Here is a 19426-nt window from a genome sequence, read left to right as displayed (position 1 = left end):
GTCACGCTCGGGCCTTTGCCTTCGTCTTGCTTGTCAAGAGGAAGGCGGGTATGGCCATTGCCGCGGTCATCACGGTAGCGACAAGAAAGCCGGTGTGATAGGCGGCGGCTTCATGCGGGAGAGCGGGAACGGCTTGTCGCAATTGCAGGGCCACGACCGTTGCCAGTACGCTCGAACCGAAGGCACCGCCGATGTTCTGGATGATGCGCGTGGCGACGCTCGCTTGCGGAACTTGATGGCCGGAGAGCCCCGTATAGGAATCCGTCATCACCGGAATCGTGATGCCGCCGACACCGATTCCCCGAATAAACAGTGCAAGGCCGATCTGCCAATAAGGAACGTCCGGCGGGAAAAGGATGAACGGAACGGTTCCCGCGACCGTAATCGCCGTAGCGGCCAGGACAATAAGCCGGGCTCCGATCCGGTCGGTGAGCGTCCCAATAACGGGTCTGGCGAGCAGCATGCCCGCACCTTGCGGAATGAGCGCGAGCGCGGCGGAGATGACGGAGTCGTGCCGAACATTTTGAAAGTACAAAGGCAGCAGCAGCATGGCGCCGTTCGTCCCGAAACCGGCCAGGAACAAGGCGATGACGGACCCGGTGAAGCTTTTGTATCGGAACAGGCTGAGGGGCACGATGACGGCCGAGGAGCGGACAAGGGCGTAAACGATATAGGCGATCGTCAAGATAACGCCCAGCGCGATAAAGCCGATCGAAGCCCCGCCGCCAAAACTGCCGCCTTCCGCCCCCCGCGAGATCCCGTAGATGAAACTTGCGGAAAGTCCGCCCAGCAGCAGAATGCCGGTCCAATCCAGCGCAGCGCGTCTGTTGGTGGCGGGAAATCTCGGCATTTTCATGGAAATCAAAGCCAGGGCGATGATTCCGATCGGGACATTGATGTAGAAAATCCAGCGCCAAGAGGCATACTCCACGAGCAGTCCACCGGCGACCGGGCCGAGGATGGGGCCGAGAATGATGGGCAAGCCCACGATGGCCATCAAGCGCCCCATTTGATCCTGTCCCGCGGCTTGTACAAGCAGCGTGGTCAGCAGGGGAATGATCAGCCCGGCGGCGAACCCTTGCACAATGCGGAACGCAATCAGGCTTTCGATGTTCCAGGACAACCCCGCCAGCAGGGAACTGAGCAGGAACAGCAGCTCCGCGATGAAATATACGGATTTACCCTCAAACCGCTGAACCAGCCAGCCGGAGAAAGGGACGGCGATGGCCAGGGCCAGCACATAGCCGGTCATGACCCACTGCACCGTTTCCAGCGAAGTTTGAAAATCCCGGCTGAAATGATTCACCGCGATGTTCACCATGGTGGTGTCCAGCATGGGGGCGACCGCTCCGAACACCAGCACCAGTGCGACGCGGACAAGATCTTTCGGCAGTGTTCCGTCGGTTTGATTCACGTGCGTCCACTCCTTAGTTAAGGTACATGATGTATCTTATTTTCGAAATAAGTATACATGCTTTTTGAATAAGGTGCAACATGTATCTTATTTGTTGTATAATGATTGCAGCATCTTTCGGGAGGAAAAGTCATTGAAAGCGGAACGAAGACGGGGAGAAGAACTGGAAAAGGCGATTCTGGACGCTGCGTACGAAATCATCGAAACATCGGGGTACGAGGAAATGACCTTTCAACGCGTTGCCCGACAGGCGCAAACCAGCCGAACGGTCATTTACCGCCGGTACGAAACGCCCGTTGATTTGCTGCATGCCCTGGTCCAGTACAGGTCCACCCGGGCGATGGGCGGCAGAATGATCGATTTGCTCAGGGACCAGGGAAGTCTGCGCGCCGATTTGCTTGAGGTCGTCCGCATCTACCAGCGGTTTTTCGATGCCATCGGGCAGAAGCTGATGAGCGCCGTGATGACCGAATTCAGCAGAGATTATGAACGGTTCCGGGACTGGTTCGAACAGGCGCTCGACAGCAATGTGAGGATTATGAAGACGGTGGAAGAAAACGCCAAGCGGCGCGGAGAAATCACCCATGATTTTACCGAGTTGCAAATGCGTCTCCCCTTCGATCTTCTGCGTGTCGAAAATGTTATCCGCCACGAGAGGATCACTGCCGCGTATTTGACCCGTCTGGTGGATGAGGTGCTGCTGCCGGTGTTCTCCAAAGATCAGAAACATTAAGCTGCCCGCGTTGACGGATGAGAAGCATCTTAAAGAGCATAATGGGGTCTGCAAAAGCACATAAAAAAAGAGAAGGCATTCTCAAGGATGCCTTCTCTTTTTTATGCGCGGTGTTGCTCAGCTTATTTTCCTGCCGGTGAGAGTCCGGTCACAGGAGGGGCCAAGCCCCAGTTATGCTAGAACGCGATCGGAAGGTCAATATCGTTTAAATTAGTTGGTATTGCCAAGAGAGTTTGAGGATTTCGGGAATGCGGGCAGTTCTCTGTCTGGCTCCTTTTTGGAACCGATGAAAAGTTGCAAGAAAATCATCGCTGTGCAGATCACGGCTAGTCCGACGAAGGCGAACACAATGCTGTTTGTCATGTCTTGTATCCATCCAACCAAAAACGGTCCAAGTGCTCCAATCGCATATCCCACCGATTGTGTCATGGCGGACCATGAGCTGGCATCTTGTGCGTTCGATGTTTCGTCAATCGGCAGCATCAACCCTAGAGGGAAGAGACCACCACAGCCAATACCGAGAAGAATCGCAGAAATCCATGGTGAACCAGAAAGGATGACAAGCAGTAACCCTGCCAATTCAAGCAAAGAGCATGCAACCATCCATAGAAGTCGATTTGGATAACGATTAACCAGCATCGGAATCAAGAAGGTTGCCGGAATTTGAACCAATGTGAAAAGTGTAAGCATGTTGCCAGCGTAAATCTTACTGTACCCCATGTTTGAGACGGCTGGTGCAAGCCATGCTGTAATGGAGTAGAACAAAAACGCCATCATTCCGAAAAATACTGTCAAAAGCCATGCCCTATGATTTCTCCAGGGCAACTGCCCCGCGTTTTTCAGAGAAGATGATTGATCAAGATTCGGCTCTACACGTCTTGGTACAAATAACCACCAGGCAGGCAAAGCGATAACGGCAAGTATTGCCCATAAGCCTAATGCTGATCGCCAGGAGCCATTTAAGGCATTTTGGAAGGGAACGGATAGACCTGCGCTTAGGGCTGCTCCAGCCACCATTGCTACGGAATAGACACCGATCATGGCAGCCACCTGGCTGGGAAAATAACGTTTAATGAAACCAGATAGAAGCGGACCCGCAGTCGCAATACCGATGCCAGCGATCAGTGAGGTCAGTAGCAGGAATGTATAAGAAGGCGTAAACCATCGGAGAACAGTAGCTCCGCCCACGAGCACTAGAGCTAACGCTATCATCCGTTCGATTCCATGACGAATTCCCAACTTGACAGCTATCGGAGAGAAGATTCCCATACATAGAACCGGTATAGAGGTGAGAAGACTGGCAGAGGATGCGCTCATTCCGAGATCGCTCCGAATCGTCTCTAATAGCGGCGAAATTGAAGAAATAACCGGCCGCAAGTTTAGAGATGCCAAAAATAGGGCGATTACCAAAAGCGTTGAACGAGGTTTCATTACACTCACTCCTTAAAACATCACTGGCGTGAATACTTTCTTGTGAATGAGGTTAAGTTTAAAATACACAAGTTAATTGATCAATATTATGATTTCTATTAAAATGATAGAAAAAAAGAATGATTGAAATGGGATGGGGCCATTATGGATCTTAGACAACTAGAATACTTTGTCGCTGTATGCGAGGAACTGCACTTTACCAAAGCAGCGGACAAATTGGGCATATCGCAACCGACGCTCAGTCACCAGATTCGATCGTTGGAAGATGAAATTGGGATGCCGTTGTTTGATCGGATTGGCAAACGAATCGCACTAACCGAAGCAGGCAGACTGCTGCTAGAATACAGTATCCAGATGTTCAGAACCCGTAAAAATGCAATCGACGCCATTGATGAACTGCGCAATCAACAGCGTGGAACACTGGTCATTGGCGCGATCCCATCTGATCTCGATTACAGAATTACACAACTATTAATCGATTTTCACCATGAATTTCCTCAAATACGACTAACCGTATTGACATCAATCGAAATCTTGAAGCAAGTATTGGATATGGAGGTGGATATTGGAATTGCAATCCTGCCTCTCCCAGATGAGCGGATTGTGAGAATTCCCTTATCCCGCGAAGAGTATGTGCTGGTCGTATCGGTGAACCACGAATTGGCGGATCGAAGCTCCATCGAGTTGGAGGAACTTCGACATATTAGAACCGTGATGTACCCGAAAGGCACGCTTGGACGCGAGATAGTCGATGATTGTTGCAGAAAGCGTGGCTTCAGCTTAGATCCTATTATTGAAACGACAACACCTTTTTCGCTTATTCGATTAGTCAAAGCGAATATCGGTGCGACAATTCAACCACTGCCACTAATTTTATCCATGAATGATCCCGACTTGCGTGCCATCAAGATCGAGGGAGGCCCAACTCGGGATATCGGTATTATTTATCGCGTTGACAGGTTTCTTAGCCATGCGGCGAAAACATTTATCAAGAGATTACAGGATGAGTTACAAGGGGGAAACTGGGCCAATCGTTGAAAGCATATCCGGTGTAGTCTCCGGCTTGCACGTCCCAAGGCCTCTCCGGGTATACACATGCCGTCGCTCGCGAACTTTTCCAACCCGCCCCGGCTCGTCAAACCTGTCCGCATAGTATGTAACATGGAAATGGCGATCTCTGCTCTGCGTGTAACAGCTGTTCCGTCCACGAGATTGGAAACGTCCCCCATCCTCTCGAAAAAAACGACATTTTTTTGAGAAAAAATTGAACAAAACGTGAACAAAGTGTGAAAAATGTGTTACAATAGAGCCATCAATCAAAGAAAACGGACAGGGGTTGGATGCGATGGACCAATTGAGCAATGGTATCAAAGCTGCGACAACCTTGAAATGGCTCGCGTGGGCAGCTACAATACTTGGTGCTGTTTTGCTTATGATGAATGTAAGCGATTTCCGTGCGGATAATTTTGGACTGATGGCGGCGATTGGATTGCTGATCGGCGGCATGAACATCTTTTTGCTGAGCACGGTGTTCCAGTTACTTCACACCGAATCGTAGGAAATATACGGCAATTCATGAACTGATCAAATATAGTAATAATGAAGAATTTGGGTGAAAGCCCTCTCAAGACGAGCGATCTTGAGGGGGCTTTTTTTCTTGAAAAATCAACCATTATTAGGTGGTGGTTAGAAAAACAGGATATTGGTAACAAAGTTTTGAGCAAAAAGTGAAGTATATGTGAACACTTTGTCACGAAAAAGCGGCGAATTCTTGAACGGTGTGCAAACGAAGGTACAAAACAAATGCGCTTTTGATACGATATGAAGGCAAAAAGCAAGTTTATTAAAACTGAATGTGAACGGTCGTTTCCTTTCTGTTGGAACGTTAGGAGGGGTAGGAAGAAATGGCAGCTAGAAAGTGGCTCGGACGGGTCCAGTTTTGGATCATGGCGGTATTGGCCTGCGTCCTGTTGAGCGGATGCGGGAGCGAATACCTGGTCCTCAATCCGAAGGGGCCCGTTGCTGAAACGCAGTACAATCTGATTATTACTTCCATTATTCTCGTCTCGATCGTGATCCTGCCGGTGTTTGCGATCACCTTCTACATCGTATGGCGCTATCGGGACAAACCGGGGAACAAGGCTCCGTACCAACCGGAATGGGCGCACAACACCACGCTGGAGCTGATCTGGTGGGGGATTCCTGTCGTCATTATTGCCATTCTTGGTTATTTTACGGTGCGCGATACCTATGCGCTGGTTGAGCCTCCCAAAAAAGACGTAAAGCCGATCACGGTACAGGTTACGTCGCTCGACTGGAAATGGTTGTTTACTTATCCTGAACAAAACATCGCTACTGTCAACTACGTGCATATTCCGACGGACGTTCCCGTTCAATTTGAGCTGACCGCCGAGGCGCCGATGAACTCGTTCTGGGTACCGCAGTTGGCTGGCCAGATCTATACGATGCCGGGCATGGCGATGGGCTTGTGGATGCAGGCGGATGAGCCGGGTGAGTACTACGGCACCGGGGCCAACTTCACGGGGAAAGGCTTTGCCCACATGCAGTTCAAGGTAATTGCCGAACCGCAGGAGAAGTTTGACCAGTGGGTGCAGCAGGTGAAAAACACTGCGCCGGGCATGACCAAACAGGATTACGAAAACCTGGTGAAACCGGGTCTGTCCGACCGCTTGACGTATTCGGCTTTCCCGAAAGGGCTGTTCGAGGAAATCGTGATGAAATACGGCCACGTACACGGCAATCATCCAAACGGCATGAACCACTACAAGAACAATCTGAAAAACAACGACAATCAACACGAAGGACATCAAGGCGGTGGAGCGCACAGCAGCCACGGCGCGAATGACGCCCAGGCTTCACACCAGCATGAAATGTCCGTATCGAACCAGTAACACATAAACGGAAAGGGAGGAGGATCACCGTATGTGGGAGGACATCAAGTCTTTTGCATCCACGTTTTTTGTCACCGGTGACCCGTTGATTTACGGGGCGGATGTGGCTATTGTGCTGACCACCCTGGCCATCGTGTTTGTCCTGACCAAGTACAAAAAATGGGGCTGGCTGTGGCGCGAATGGTTGACAACCGTCGATCACAAGAAGATCGGGATCATGTACCTGATCTGCTCGCTCTTGATGCTGTTCCGCGGCGGCGTGGATGCGCTTCTGATGCGGATGCAGCTCACCATGCCCAATGTGGAGTTTCTTCACTCCGAGCACTACAACGCGATCTTTACGACGCACGGCACGATCATGATTCTGTTCATGGCGATGCCGATGATGTTCGCGCTGTTCAACATCGTCGTGCCGCTGCAGATCGGCGCGCGCGACGTCGCGTATCCGTTTTTGAACGCACTCAGCTTCTGGCTGTTCTTCTTTGGTGCAATGCTGTTCAACCTCTCCTTTGTGATCGGGGGTTCTGCAGAGTCCGGCTGGCTCGCGTATCCGCCGCTGTCGGAGAAAATGTTCAGCCCGGGTGTCGGACAGGACTTCTACATCTGGGGGATTCAGATTTCCGGTATCGGTAGTTTGGCCACCGGGATCAACTTCCTGGTGACCATCCTGAAAATGCGTGCACCGGGCATGTCGCTGATGAAGATGCCGCTGTTCTCCTGGTCGGTTCTGTCGAGCTGTATCACGATTATCTACGCGTTCCCGATCCTGACGGTGACGCTGGCACTGCTCTTCATCGACCGTTTCCTCGGCGCTCACTTCTTCACGATGGACGGCGGCGGGAACCCGATGATGTACGTCAACCTGATCTGGATGTGGGGCCACCCGGAAGTATACATCGTGGTGCTGCCGGCCTTTGGTATCTTCTCTGAGATCGTGGCAACGTTCGCCAAGAAACAGGTTTTCGGTTACAAGTCGATGGTCTTCGCAATGGTGATCATCAGCGTGCTGTCCTTCTTCACCTGGGTGCACCACTTCTTCACCATGGGTGCGGGGGCAAACGTCAACGCGTTCTTTGCGATCACGACGATGGCAATCGCCATTCCGACCGGGGTGAAGGTGTTCAACTGGCTGTTCACGATGTACCGCGGACGGATTCAGTTGAAACAGCCGATGCTGTGGACGATCGCATTTATCCCGTGCTTCCTGGTCGGGGGTGCGACCGGTGTGATGCTGGCTGTCGCTCCGGCGGACTACCAATACCACAACAGTTACTTCCTGATCGCGCACTTCCACCAAGTGCTGATCGGCGGGGTCGTGTTCGGATACCTCGCAGGGATTTACTACTGGTGGCCGAAAATGTTTGGCTTCAAGCTGGATGAACGCTTGGGCAAATGGGGCTTCTGGCTCTGGAACATCGGTTTCTACGTCTGCTTCATGCCGCAGTACGCACTTGGCTTCATGGGCATGACCCGACGCCTTTACACGTACGGATGGGACCTCGGCTGGGCACCGCTCAACATGGTTTCTACCGTCGGCGCGTTCTTGATGGGATTCGGCTTCATCTTCCAGGTATGGCAGATCGCCTACAGCATTAAACACGGCGAGCGCGACACCACGGGCGACCCGTGGAACGCACGCACGCTGGAATGGTCGATTCCGTCTCCGGCGCCGCTGTACAACTTCGCTGTCATTCCGCAGGTCAAAGAGCGGGATGACTGGTGGGCGACCAAGCAGGCGAGAGCAAACGGCACGGCAGACGAAACGCCGGCCAAGCTGGAGCCGATTCACATGCCGAAAAACTCGGGCATTCCGTTTATCATGTCGTTCTTCTGGTTCATTGCCGGATTTGGTTTCGTATGGGGCTGGACCTGGTGGATCGTGATTGGTCTGGCAGGTGTCGGCATCTCGATGCTGGTGCGTTCGTTCCAGTATGACACGGACTACTACATCCCTGTGGACGAAGTGAGACGCACCGAGGCTTCTCTGGGGAGGGCTGTATAATGCAACAAGCGATGGCACATCATGACCACGACCACGGACACGAGGACCACGAATCTCTCAAGGTCGTCGGGTTCTGGATCTTCCTGGTTACGGACTGCGTTCTGTTTGGCACGTTGTTTGCCACCTATGCCGTATTGATGCACAGCTACGCGGGTGGGCCGACCGGTAAAGAGCTGTTCCAACTCCCGGGCGTGATTGCTTCTACGTTTATCCTGCTGACCAGCAGCTTCACCAGCGGGGTGGCGATGCTGGCCATGCACAAGGGAAAAGTGAAACAGGTGATTGGCTGGCTGGCGATCACTGCCATCCTGGGTCTGTCGTTCGTCGTGCTGGAAGTGACCGAGTTTGCACATCTGGTCTCGGAAGGCGCCGCCATTTCCACCAGTGCATTCTGGTCCGCGTTCTACGTGCTGGTGGGTACGCACGGTCTGCACGTGACGCTCGGTCTGTTCTGGATGGCTGCGCTGATGATTCAGTTGGGCAAACACGGCATCACGGCGGTCACCAAGCGGAAAGTCACCAATCTGGGCCTGTACTGGCACTTCCTTGACGTCGTCTGGATCTTCCTCTTTACGGTCGTCTATCTCATGGGGGTGATGTAAGATGATGCAACACGACAGTCATGGTCACGGAGAGGGGCACGGCTCCCTCAAGTCGTACGTCATCGGGTTTGTTCTGTCGATCGTGCTGACCATCATCCCGCTGGTGCTGGTCATGAACAAGGTGCTGACCGGTACTGCACTGGTTGTTGCAATCATGGCGATGGCCGTTCTGCAGCTGTTCGTACAGTTGTTCTTCTTCATGCACATCCGCGAAGGGGAGAAACCCCGCTACAATGTGCAGGCACTGATCCTGGGCGGAGTAATCGTGCTGACGATCGTCGCCGGCTCCATTTGGGTCATGAGCTTCAACACCATGGTGCAGTAAGGTCGAAAGACAAGGCGAAACGAGGCGAAACCTCTTGGGCTATCAAGCTCAAGAGGTTTTTTTGTTGAGACTGGCCCCGATGTGCCCGGTGGATTTTCTTTTTTCCATACTTGGTATATGATTAAGTTGGGTATCATAAAAACTGGAAGGGGGCATGTCAGAATGTACGAGATTGCGATTATTGGGGCAGGACCGGCAGGAGCCAGCGCGGCGCTGTTTACGGCGAAAGCAGGCAAAAAAACGCTGCTGATCGACAGTGACAAGAGCATCACCAAACGAGCCTGGGTGGAAAATCACTACGGCGTAATGGAGATCACCGGGCCTGACCTGGTGGATATCGGGAAAAAGCAGGCGGAGAAATTTGGCGCGGAATTGGTGTCCGGCCAGGTGACCAACATCGTTAAAACGGAACAGGGCTTTACGCTGGAGACAGACAGCGCAGGGACGTTTGAAGCGAAACACGTGATTCTCGCTACCGGCATCCTGGTCGATCTGGCGGAAAAGATCGGCGTGGCGACCAAGCCCGGCACCGAGCCGCGGATCAAAACGGTGATTGACGTCTACCGGGACGGCAAGACCAGTGTGGAGGGCATTTGGGCGGCCGGAACGTGCGCCGGCGTCAGTGTGCATACGATCATCACCGCCGGTGACGGGGCCAGGGTGGCGATCAACGTCATCAGCGAGCTGAACGGCGAGCGCTACGTCGACCACGACGTGCTAAAAAGCTGATACTTGTTGAAATTTCCATATCCTTCTCTCCGTATAGACCAGGAGGGAAGGTTTATTTTTTCCGGGCCACATTGGCAATAATCAAGTTCATAGAGAAGTTGAAAGAGGAGGAGATCGGCGTGATTGCCAAGAAGTCGAATGTGAAATTTGTGGTTGCCGGGCTCCTGCTCGGTCTGTTGATGGCGTCCATGGACAACACGATCGTCGCCACCGCGATGGGAACGATCGTCGGCCAGTTGGGCGGTCTGGACAAGTTTGTCTGGGTCACGTCGGCGTACATGGTGGCGACGATGGCGGGGATGCCCATCTTCGGCAAACTGTCCGACATGTACGGCCGCAAACGGTTTTACGTGTTTGGATTGATCGTGTTTTTGCTCGGATCGATCCTCTGCGGGACGGCAGGCAGCATTGTTCAGCTCAGCATCTACCGGGCCATCCAGGGGATTGGCGGCGGAGCGCTGATGCCGATTGCCTTTACGATCATTTTTGACGTGTTCCCACCGGAGAAGCGAGGGAAAATGACTGGCCTGTTCGGAGCGGTGTTCGGTACGTCCAGCGTTGTCGGTCCCCTGCTCGGCGCCTACATCACCGATTACTTTGGCTGGCACTGGGTCTTTTACATCAACGTGCCGATCGGTCTTCTGTCGCTCTGGTTCATCTCCGCGTACTACAAGGAGTCGCTGGAACACAGCAAGCAGAGCATTGACTGGTGGGGTGCGATCACGCTGGTGGGAGCGGTGGTCAGCCTGATGTTTGCACTGGAGCTGGGCGGCAATCAATACGCCTGGGACTCTGCGGTGATTCTCGGTCTGTTTGCCGCGTTTGCCGTGCTGTTTGCCGTGTTTTTGTACGTGGAGAGACGGGCGGCCGAGCCGATCATTTCGTTTTCCATGTTCAGACAGCGGCTGTTTGCCGCGAGCAATATGGTGTCTCTTCTGTACGGCGCGTCCTTCATCATCACGACCGTCTACATTCCGATCTTTATCCAGGGAGTGTTTGGCGGCTCGGCGTCCAACTCGGGGCTGCTGCTCACTCCGATGATGCTCGGATCGGTACTCGGCAGCCAAACGGGCGGGATGCTGACGACGAAGACCAGCTACCGCAACATCATGCTGCTGTCCGCCGCCTTTTTCCTGTCCGGCTTGTTTTTGTTGGGGACGCTGACACCGGAGGTCTCGCGCAGTCTGGTGACCGTCTACATGGTCCTTACCGGGTTTGGCGTCGGCTTTTCCTTCTCCGTCCTGGGCATGGCTGCGATCCACAACTTTGACATGCGTCAGCGCGGTTCGGCCAGCTCGACCAACTCGTTTTTCCGCTCGCTGGGCATGACGCTGGGCGTGAGCGTGTTTGGAATCGTACAGCGCAACCTGTTCCAGAGCGGCTTGGAAGAGGTATTTGCCGGTGGAAGCGGCATTCCGGCAGGGGGGCTGGTTGACCCGCGGGCGGTGCTGACTCCGGAAACCCGGGCGTCCATTCCGGCACCTGTCCTGGAGCAGATTACCGCAGTCCTCTCCTCGTCGATTGCGCAGACGTTCATGTGGGCGCTGATTCCGGCCTGTCTGGCGGTCGTAGGGATCCTGCTGATGGGCAAAGAGCGGATAAGCATACCCGCTGCACAGGTACGGCCCAAAACAGCGGAGCGGGGAAGAAGATAAACTAAAAGGCGAACACAGCCCTCGTGCACCGGAATGATCTCCGGCTGCATGCAGGGCTGCTTTTTTGTGCGTGGAGCATTATCAGATCAGGCCTGATTGGTTCGGGCGGGTTCAATAAATTCCAGCAATATAATATTATAGTAAATATTGGTAGAAGGTAAATGCAAGCGTGACGTGTTTTCGCTGCTGTTCAAAGAACGAAGGGGGACAAACCATTTTGCAAGGAAAAACGTACCTATATCTGATTCCCGCAGTCATGGCCGCGATCCTGGTCGCCTGTTATCCCTTTGATTTATTTAACAGAATCTTCGTACTCCCACCCGAAAGACAGACGGTCCGTGAAGAAGAAGTGCTGCAAACCGTTGCCAGGATAAAAGACAACGTAACAATCGGCTCAACCAAACAAGAAGTCGCCGCACTGTTCGGTGACAGGTACGTTCTCGTGGATGACCAGGGGGATCTCGAAAACGGCTGTGATGAATTCTGGCTGTACCGCTTTTTCACCGAGGAGGATTACCAGTCCTCTGTGCCCGACCATGTCATTGATCAAGAGGGGATTCGCAGCGGAAAAGTAGGAGCCGCCTTCTTCATCGGCTGGAAAGATGAACGAGTCTACCTGTACACCATCGCTTACCTTCAAGGCCCCAATCGCAATCTGCATGTTTACTCCAATGTGAATGGAACCAGAGCAGAAGAAATCTTGAATCCAGATGGCTCGATGGCGCCCGTCGATTAAGAGTCAGCCCATTGCCCGCTCGCTTTTTCCTTCCTATCCACGGCCACTTTTGTTATGATGGAGACAAGTGCCGGTCATGTGCGGCACCGACAACTGCATACGGCAAACAGGTCTTCACCTGCGCGGACGCTTCCGGGCGGGTGAAGTTAAAGGGAAGTTTGGTGAAAATCCAACGCGGTCCCGCCACTGTAAGAGGGGAGTTTTCCTTCGCGGCGACAGCCATCCACTGCTCCAGCGGGAGTGGGAAGGAGAAGGAAAGCGGCGATCCTCAAGCCAGGAGACCTGCCTGTTTTGCGTGAGCACTGATTTCCTTCGGGTCAAAGGAAAAGGTGAGGATTGTCGTGGACGTCGTGTCGACGCTTTGCTTCCTTTGGGTTTCGAGGAAAGCAAAGCGTTTTTTATTGTATCTGAAAAGACACCGTGAACGGTAGATGAGCTGGCACAAGGGGCGGACCGTTTGGCATCGCGTCCCTGGTTGGCCGGCCAGAGGGGGAGGAAATGGTCGATGAACAAATCCGACAACAAGCGAGGACTGGTCCTGGTGTACACCGGGGACGGAAAAGGGAAGACAACGGCGGCGCTGGGGCTGGCCGTACGGGCGACCGGCCGCGGCAAGCGTGTGTTGGTGGTACAGTTTATCAAGTCGCCGGAACGCACCTACGGGGAAAAAATCGTCTTTGACCGGTTGGGCATCGAGATGGTGCAAAAAGGCATCGGCTTTACCTGGACGAAAACGCCCGAGGAGCACCGCGCCGCTCTGCGGGAAGCGTGGCGATACGCCAAGGAGCAGGTATTGGGCGGCGAATACGACATGGTGATTCTCGACGAATTGAACAACGCGCTGGCGATTGATCGTTTTCCCGTAGCGGACGTGCTGCCGCTGGACGATGTAGTGGACACGATCAAAAACAGGCCGAGCCACGTGCATCTGGTGATTACGGGACGGGACGCGCGGCCGGAAATCATCGCGATTGCCGATCTGGTAACGGAGATGAAAGCGGTCAAGCACTACTATGACGAAGGCATCCCCGCCGTGCTGGGGGTGGAGTATTGATGACCGCCGTGTTGGAGGTGTTCGGTCACGGCGGCGATCTGGTTACGGCGGCGGAGCGCTTCGGTGTGGAAGTCGGGCAATTTGTCGATTTCAGCGCCAACATCAACCCGCTGGGCCCGCCTGCCCGCGTGCTGGAAGGACTGCGGGAGGTGCTGCCTCGGGTGGTTCACTATCCCGATCCGGGGCACCGGTCGTTTCGCAGCGCATTGGCGGCAAAGCTGAACCTGCCGGCATCGTGGCTTCTGCCGACCAACGGGGCGGCCGAGGCGATGGCCCTGGCGATCCTCGCACTGAAGCCGCAGACGGTCGGCATCGTCACGCCTTGTTTTTCCGAATATGCCCAACTTTCCAGGCAGTTCGGCGCCCGCGTGCTGACCTGCCCGGGGCGGGAAGATCGCGGCTTCAAGCCGGACGAGGCGGAGCTGTACCGGCTGTTTGAACAGGCAGACCTTGTCTTTGTCGGTTCTCCCAATAACCCGACCGGCCTCTTGTATGAACCGGAAGAACTGCTGCGGATGGCCGGCTGGACCGACAGGACAGACACGCATCTGGTGATCGACGAGGCGTTTCTCGACTTTGTCGCGGAGGAGCGTCAGTTTACGCTGGCAGACCAGCTTTCCCGGTTTCCGCGCGTGCTGGTGATGCGCTCGCTGACGAAGATGTTCGCCATTCCCGGGCTGCGCCTCGGCTACGCCGTCGCCGTGCCCGCGCTGATTGAGCGGCTGCGGGAAAAGCAGGTCAGCTGGAGTGTCAACAGTCTGGCGCTTGCGGCCGGGGAGCTTTGCCTGGAGGAAGCGGACTACGAAGCGAAAACCAGACGGCTGATTGCCAAAGAGCGTTCCTATCTGTCCGGTGCCATCGCGCAGGAACTGGGCTGGCGCGTCTGGCCGGGCGAAGCCAACTTTCTGCTCGTGCGCTGTCCGGCTCAGATAACGGCGGCGGAACTGCAGGAGCTGCTGGGCAGACGGGGCATCTTGATTCGCAGTTGTGCCATGTACCCCGGCTTGACGCCCGGTGATTTTCGCATCGCAGTCCGCACCCGGCCGGAAAACGACCGCCTGTTGACGGCCTTGCGGGACGTCTGGCGTGAAAGGAGGGAGCGGCGCTGAGCCTGATCGTCGTTACCGGAGGCGTCCGCTCGGGGAAGAGCCGCTTCGCCGAAAAACTGGCTGCACAGGCGGGAGGCCCCGTCTTGTACGTGGCCACCGGCCAGGCATGGGACGAGGAAATGAAGCAACGGATTGAGCGGCATCGGGCGCGGCGGCCCCGCAATTGGGGACTGGCCGAAACAGATGGCACCCTGGCTGTGACCCTGCCGCAACTGAAGAGGTATCCGGTGGTGCTGTTGGACTGCCTGTCGACGTGGGTCAGCACACGGCTGATGAGTGTGCCGGAAGCGTCCTGGCGGGACGAAGCAATCGGGCGGGCGCTCCTGGAGGAAGCGGAGCAGTGGCTGGATGAAGCCTGCAGCGATGGCCGTACCGTCATCGCCGTGACCAGCGAGGTGGGTCTGGGCGGCGTCGCGATGACCAAGCTGGGCCGCTGGTTTGCCGACGTGCTGGGCGACGTCAACCAGCTGGCCGCCAGCCGGGCTGATACTGTCTATGCCGTTTTGGCAGGCATTCCCTGGAGGATAAAAGGATGAACGCGTTTTTTCATGCACTGTCGTTTTTTACCCGCATCCCTGTTCCCTGGCTGCGCCCGTCGGAAGAGGCCTGGAAGAAGAGCGTCGTCTGGTACCCGGCTGTCGGACTGGTGATCGGCCTCGTGCTGTGTGGGGTGCATCAGGCGGCCTTGTGGGCGTTTGCGCCGCTGACTGCTGCCGTGTTGACGATGGCCTGCTGGGTCTACATCACCGGCGGACTGCATCTGGACGGCTGGATGGACCTGGCCGACGGTCTGGGCAGCAGCCGGCCGCGGGAACAGATGCTGGCGATCATGAAAGACAGCCGGACCGGAGCGATGGGGGTGCTGGCGGCGATTGTGCTGCTTCTGGTCAAGACGGCGGCGCTGGCCGAGCTCGACCATCGGCAGCTTGCCGCCTGTCTGCTGCTGGTGCCCGCCGCCGCACGCACGCATGTGCTGCTGGCGATCCGCTGCTGGCCGTACGTCACCGGAGAAAAGGGCGTCGGCAAAAGCATCGGCGAGGCGCTCCGTCCTTTCCACATCGGCGCCGGTTATCTTTTTGTGCTGGCGTTGGGCTGGTGGCTTGCCGACATCCGGGCGGTGACGGCTGTCGTGCTGTCGCTCGTCATCAGCCTGCTGTTTGCCCGCTCGGTCGCCGGCAAGCTGGGCGGCCTGACCGGCGACTGCTACGGCGCCCTGATCGAGATTGCCGAAGCCGTGATGCTGCTCATCCTGATCGGGAGCTGGTGGCCGTGAGGTGGATCTGGGTGAGACACGGACAGACGGAGGAGAACCGCACCGGCCGCTACCTGGGACACAGCGATGTGCCGCTGAACGAACACGGCTGCGCCCAGGCGGAGCAGGCAGCCCGGATGCTCGCTTCGGAACGCCCGGCGGCGCTTTACACCAGCGATTTGCTCCGCTGCCGGCAAACGGCGGAACGGCTGGCAGCTGTCTGGGGACTGGGGCCCCGCGCCGTGCCCGCCCTGCGCGAGCTGTCGTTTGGCGCGTGGGAGCGGCTCACCTATGACGAGCTGATGGCACGGGACGGCGAACTCGCCCGCCGCTGGTACGACAATCCGTTTGACTGTGCGCCGCCGGGCGGGGAAACCCTGACCCAGTTGGGGGAGCGGGTGGATCGCTGGCTGATGCAGCTGATGAGGTCTGTTTCCATGGACGATACCGTCTGTCTGGTGACCCACGGCGGTGTTATCCGCTGGTTTCAGGCGGCCTGGGTGGAAAACGATCCCCGCCGCTACTGGCAGGTGGACGGCGTGGGCCACGGCGGCGTTCTCGTCGCTAAGTGGGACGGACGCCGCTGGACGGCGGCACGGATGGAAGACAATCCTTCTGCATCGGGCGAGAAGCATGTTTCCATGCAGAGCAGCTTGTGAGCCCTGCCGCAGAGCGGCGATTTGCGGGAAAAAAAGCCCATTCCTGCCTCCCGCATGGGTAATAGAACGGAACCACCGCGTGTGGAAACAAAGAGAGGGACGAGATGAACGAGGCATTGATATTGCTGGCAGCGTACGGGATAGACCGGGTGGTGGGCGATCCGCGCAGTCTGCCGCATCCGGTGGTCGGAATAGGCTGGTGCATCATGGGGCTGGAGCGGCTGCTGCGCGCGCTGGTCAAGCGGGAAGAGCACCTGAAAGCGGCCGGTATTTTGTTCCCGCTGTTGATTGCAGGCGGCAGCCTTGTCGTCACCTGGGCACTGCTGTACGCGGCGGGATGGGTCCATCCCTGGCTGGCCATCGCTCTGGAAGTCTGGCTGATTTCCACCACCATTGCCACCAAAGGCTTGGCCGACGCCGGCATGGAGATTTTTCACCACCTGCAAAGAGGTGATTGGGCGGCGGCCCGCCAGTCGCTCTCCATGGTCGTCGGCCGGGACACGGAGCAGCTGGATGAATCGGAAATTTGCCGGGGGGCGGTGGAGACCGTGGCGGAGAACATCGTCGACGCGATCATCTCTCCGCTGGTGTACGCCGCGCTGGGCGGCGCGCCGCTGGCGATGGCCTATCGGGCGGCCAATACCCTGGACTCGATGGTCGGCTACAAGAACGAGAAGTACCGCAATCTCGGCTGGGCGTCGGCGCGGTTTGACGATTTGCTCAATTACCTGCCCGCCCGCCTGACCGCCTTTTTGCTCGTCGCCGCCAGTTGGCTGATGCGGCTGGACTGGCGCCAGTGCTGGGCGGTGATCCGGCGCGACGCCAGGCTGCACCCCAGCCCCAACAGCGGGCTGCCGGAAGCGGGCGTGGCGGGCGCGCTCGGCGTGCAGCTTGGCGGACTCAACTACTACCAGGGCGTGCCGTCCAACCGGGCCAAGCTGGGCAATCCTCTCCGACAGCTCCGCCCGGACGACATCGCTGCGGCGGTCCGGCTGATGAAGCTGGTGTCGGTCCTGGGGCTTGTCTTCTGCATGGCGGCGGCCTTCGCGATTTCGGTGAGCACGGGCCCATAGGGACCGTTATGGAAAGGAGGCTCCTCATGAGCGGAAAATTGTTTGTCATCGGCTTCGGGCCGGGCAGTTTCGACCACATTACCAAGCGGGCCCGGGAAGCGATCGAGGAAAGTGACGTGATCATCGGGTACACCACCTATGTGGACTTGATCCGCGGCCTCTTGACCGATCAGGAGATCGTCAGCACCGGCATGACCGAAGAAGTGAGCCGGGCGCGGGAAGCCGTCCGGCAGGCGGAAGCAGGCAAAACAGTGGCGGTGATCTCCAGCGGCGACGCGGGCGTGTACGGCATGGCCGGGCTGATCTACGAAGTGCTGGTGGAGCAGGGCTGGTCGCGGGAGGGCGGTGTGGAGGTGGAGGTGATCCCGGGCATCTCTGCAATCAACTCCTGCGGGGCTCTGCTTGGGGCACCGATCATGCACGACGCCTGCACCATCAGCCTGAGCGACCACCTGACGCCGTGGGAACGGATCGCCAAGCGTATCGACGCGGCGGGACAGGCAGATTTCGTCATCGCCTTGTACAACCCGCGCAGCGGACGGCGGACGCGCCAAATCGTGGAGGCGCAGCGCATCCTGCTCAAGTACCGCTCGCCCGACACTCCGGTCGGCATCGTCAAAAGCGCCTATCGAGAGCGGCAGCGGATCGAGCTGACCACGCTGGGCAAGATGCTGGAGCACGACATCGGCATGCTGACGACGGTCATCATCGGCAATTCCTCCACCTTTGTCTACGACGGGCTGATGATTACCCCGCGCGGCTATCAGCGCAAGTATACGCTGTCGTCAGACGAACAGGCGCTGAAGCCGCACCAGCGACTGCGGGTGGAAAACGAGCCGTGGTCGCTGGAAGCACAGGCAGGCAGCGGCCTGGTTCAGGCGGCGCCATCTCCTGCCGCGGAGGAGTCCGCCGCGGCTGTCGCGGACATGTCGGCCGGTCAGCGAGAGCAGCCTGACGCCGTCCGGACGCCGTACGACTGGGCGATGCAGGCACTTGCTGCGCTTCATGGGGACGAGGGAGCGGCAACCGCTGCTCCGCCAGCTGGCAGGCCCCCCAGCGGGTTTGTGCCCGAAATGATTTTCGAGTGCGCAGTCAGCCCGGGGGTGGCAAACAAGAAGTTTACGCCTCGGCAGATGCTCGCGCTGGCCGAACTGGCAGGAGAAAAAGGGGAAATCGAATACACGCCGCATCACCAGATCATCCTGCGCGTCCCGACCGCCGATCCCAATACGGTGACAGAACGCCTGCGCCAGCTGGGGCTGCTGCTGATGCCGACCGGTGACGTGGTGCAAGTGAAGGCGTGCGACTTCTGCGACGGGGAGAAAAAGGACGGGATTCCCTACGCAGAGGAGCTTCAGCAAAAGCTGGGCGGCCAGACGATGCCCAAGGAACTGAAGATCGGGGTAAACGGCTGCGGCATGGCCTGCTACGGCGCAGTCAAGGAAGACATCGGCATCGTCTTTCGCAAGGGAAAGGTTGACCTGTTCCTCGGCGCCAAAACGGTGGGGCGCAGCGCTCACGCCGGCATACCGGTGACAGAGGGCATTGAGCCTGAGGAGATCGTGCCGCTGATTGAGCGGATTGTGGCGCGGTACAAGCGGGATGCCTTCCCGAACGAACGGTTTCACAAGTTTTTTCAGCGCGTCGGTGAGATTGAGGGATTTGTCTGGCAGGAGATGCCTGCGCCAAAGATTGAAAACGCCGTCTGCGGGGATTGAGTCTGCTCGCCGGTCTGGAGCG

The 19426-nt window shown here is 56.7% G+C and carries 19 protein-coding genes and 1 riboswitch; of the genes, 17 read left to right on the top strand and 2 right to left on the bottom strand.

Annotated elements, in window-relative coordinates; translation table 11 throughout:
- Position 1 precedes the first annotated feature (1 nt).
- Positions 2 to 1414 carry an MDR family MFS transporter gene (locus tag Q7F15_RS15715; RefSeq protein WP_304414596.1) on the bottom strand — a complete coding sequence of 471 codons (1413 nt, stop codon included), beginning with the start codon at positions 1412 to 1414 and terminating at the stop codon, positions 2 to 4.
- Between the two features lie 133 nt (positions 1415 to 1547).
- Between Q7F15_RS15715 and Q7F15_RS15710 the strand changes: the two genes are divergently transcribed.
- On the top strand, positions 1548 to 2147 hold the full coding sequence (locus tag Q7F15_RS15710) for a TetR/AcrR family transcriptional regulator (protein ID WP_171565856.1): 600 nt from the start codon (positions 1548 to 1550) through the stop codon (positions 2145 to 2147).
- Between the two features lie 210 nt (positions 2148 to 2357).
- Here the strand turns inward: Q7F15_RS15710 and Q7F15_RS15705 are convergent, their stop codons facing one another.
- The gene (locus Q7F15_RS15705; RefSeq protein WP_171565855.1) at positions 2358 to 3578 is read right to left on the bottom strand and encodes an MFS transporter; all 1221 of its coding nucleotides are present in this window, start codon (positions 3576 to 3578) and stop codon (positions 2358 to 2360) included.
- Between the two features lie 144 nt (positions 3579 to 3722).
- Between Q7F15_RS15705 and Q7F15_RS15700 the strand changes: the two genes are divergently transcribed.
- From Q7F15_RS15700 to cobJ, 16 genes are all read left to right on the top strand, one after another.
- Positions 3723 to 4616, top strand: coding sequence for a LysR family transcriptional regulator (locus Q7F15_RS15700; protein ID WP_304414595.1), 894 nt, complete (start codon positions 3723 to 3725; stop codon positions 4614 to 4616).
- A gap of 307 nt (positions 4617 to 4923) precedes the next feature.
- Complete coding sequence (locus Q7F15_RS15695; RefSeq protein ID WP_230076590.1) at positions 4924 to 5136, top strand: hypothetical protein; 213 nt, start codon at positions 4924 to 4926, stop codon at positions 5134 to 5136.
- A gap of 346 nt (positions 5137 to 5482) precedes the next feature.
- On the top strand, positions 5483 to 6490 hold the full coding sequence (coxB, locus tag Q7F15_RS15690) for a cytochrome c oxidase subunit II (protein WP_171565853.1): 1008 nt from the start codon (positions 5483 to 5485) through the stop codon (positions 6488 to 6490).
- Positions 6491 to 6521: 31 nt separating this feature from the next.
- On the top strand, positions 6522 to 8492 hold the full coding sequence (locus tag Q7F15_RS15685) for a cbb3-type cytochrome c oxidase subunit I (protein WP_304414594.1): 1971 nt from the start codon (positions 6522 to 6524) through the stop codon (positions 8490 to 8492).
- On the top strand, positions 8492 to 9094 hold the full coding sequence (cyoC, locus tag Q7F15_RS15680; RefSeq protein ID WP_230076591.1) for a cytochrome o ubiquinol oxidase subunit III: 603 nt from the start codon (positions 8492 to 8494) through the stop codon (positions 9092 to 9094). The genes Q7F15_RS15685 and cyoC overlap by 1 nt, the downstream gene beginning before the upstream one ends.
- A gap of 1 nt (position 9095) precedes the next feature.
- Positions 9096 to 9419, top strand: a complete 324-nt coding sequence (gene cyoD, locus Q7F15_RS15675) for a cytochrome o ubiquinol oxidase subunit IV (RefSeq protein WP_171565851.1) — start codon at positions 9096 to 9098, stop codon at positions 9417 to 9419.
- A 162-nt stretch (positions 9420 to 9581) separates the two neighbouring features.
- Positions 9582 to 10148: an FAD-dependent oxidoreductase gene (locus Q7F15_RS15670; RefSeq protein ID WP_304414593.1), complete on the top strand. Its 567-nt coding sequence runs from the start codon at positions 9582 to 9584 to the stop codon at positions 10146 to 10148.
- A 119-nt stretch (positions 10149 to 10267) separates the two neighbouring features.
- Positions 10268 to 11803 carry an MDR family MFS transporter gene (locus Q7F15_RS15665; RefSeq protein ID WP_212132336.1) on the top strand — a complete coding sequence of 512 codons (1536 nt, stop codon included), beginning with the start codon at positions 10268 to 10270 and terminating at the stop codon, positions 11801 to 11803.
- A gap of 217 nt (positions 11804 to 12020) precedes the next feature.
- Positions 12021 to 12539, top strand: a complete 519-nt coding sequence (locus tag Q7F15_RS15660) for a hypothetical protein (protein ID WP_304414592.1) — start codon at positions 12021 to 12023, stop codon at positions 12537 to 12539.
- Positions 12540 to 12630: 91 nt separating this feature from the next.
- Positions 12631 to 12843: riboswitch (cobalamin riboswitch) on the top strand.
- A gap of 201 nt (positions 12844 to 13044) precedes the next feature.
- Positions 13045 to 13593, top strand: coding sequence for a cob(I)yrinic acid a,c-diamide adenosyltransferase (gene cobO / locus Q7F15_RS15655; RefSeq protein WP_171565847.1), 549 nt, complete (start codon positions 13045 to 13047; stop codon positions 13591 to 13593).
- Positions 13593 to 14702: a threonine-phosphate decarboxylase CobD gene (gene cobD / locus Q7F15_RS15650; protein ID WP_304414591.1), complete on the top strand. Its 1110-nt coding sequence runs from the start codon at positions 13593 to 13595 to the stop codon at positions 14700 to 14702. The genes cobO and cobD overlap by 1 nt, the downstream gene beginning before the upstream one ends.
- Entirely contained in the window at positions 14699 to 15238 is a 540-nt protein-coding gene (gene cobU, locus Q7F15_RS15645) for a bifunctional adenosylcobinamide kinase/adenosylcobinamide-phosphate guanylyltransferase (protein WP_171565871.1), read from the top strand. Before cobD ends, cobU begins: the two co-directional genes overlap by 4 nt.
- Positions 15235 to 15975 (top strand): adenosylcobinamide-GDP ribazoletransferase, encoded by a 741-nt coding sequence (cobS, locus tag Q7F15_RS15640; RefSeq protein ID WP_230076596.1) that lies wholly within the window; start codon positions 15235 to 15237, stop codon positions 15973 to 15975. The genes cobU and cobS overlap by 4 nt, the downstream gene beginning before the upstream one ends.
- Before the next feature lie 11 nt (positions 15976 to 15986).
- Positions 15987 to 16613, top strand: coding sequence for a histidine phosphatase family protein (locus Q7F15_RS15635; RefSeq protein ID WP_304414590.1), 627 nt, complete (start codon positions 15987 to 15989; stop codon positions 16611 to 16613).
- 104 nt (positions 16614 to 16717) lie between these two features.
- Positions 16718 to 17686, top strand: coding sequence for an adenosylcobinamide-phosphate synthase CbiB (gene cbiB, locus Q7F15_RS15630; protein WP_304414589.1), 969 nt, complete (start codon positions 16718 to 16720; stop codon positions 17684 to 17686).
- A gap of 26 nt (positions 17687 to 17712) precedes the next feature.
- On the top strand, positions 17713 to 19404 hold the full coding sequence (gene cobJ, locus Q7F15_RS15625) for a precorrin-3B C(17)-methyltransferase (RefSeq protein WP_304414588.1): 1692 nt from the start codon (positions 17713 to 17715) through the stop codon (positions 19402 to 19404).
- Positions 19405 to 19426 lie beyond the last annotated feature (22 nt).

The organism is Brevibacillus aydinogluensis, from assembly GCF_961514395.1.
Taxonomy (GTDB): domain Bacteria; phylum Bacillota; class Bacilli; order Brevibacillales; family Brevibacillaceae; genus Brevibacillus; species Brevibacillus aydinogluensis.
Note: the sequence above shows the minus strand (reverse complement) of the source record. Positions and strands in the feature narration are given on the sequence as shown.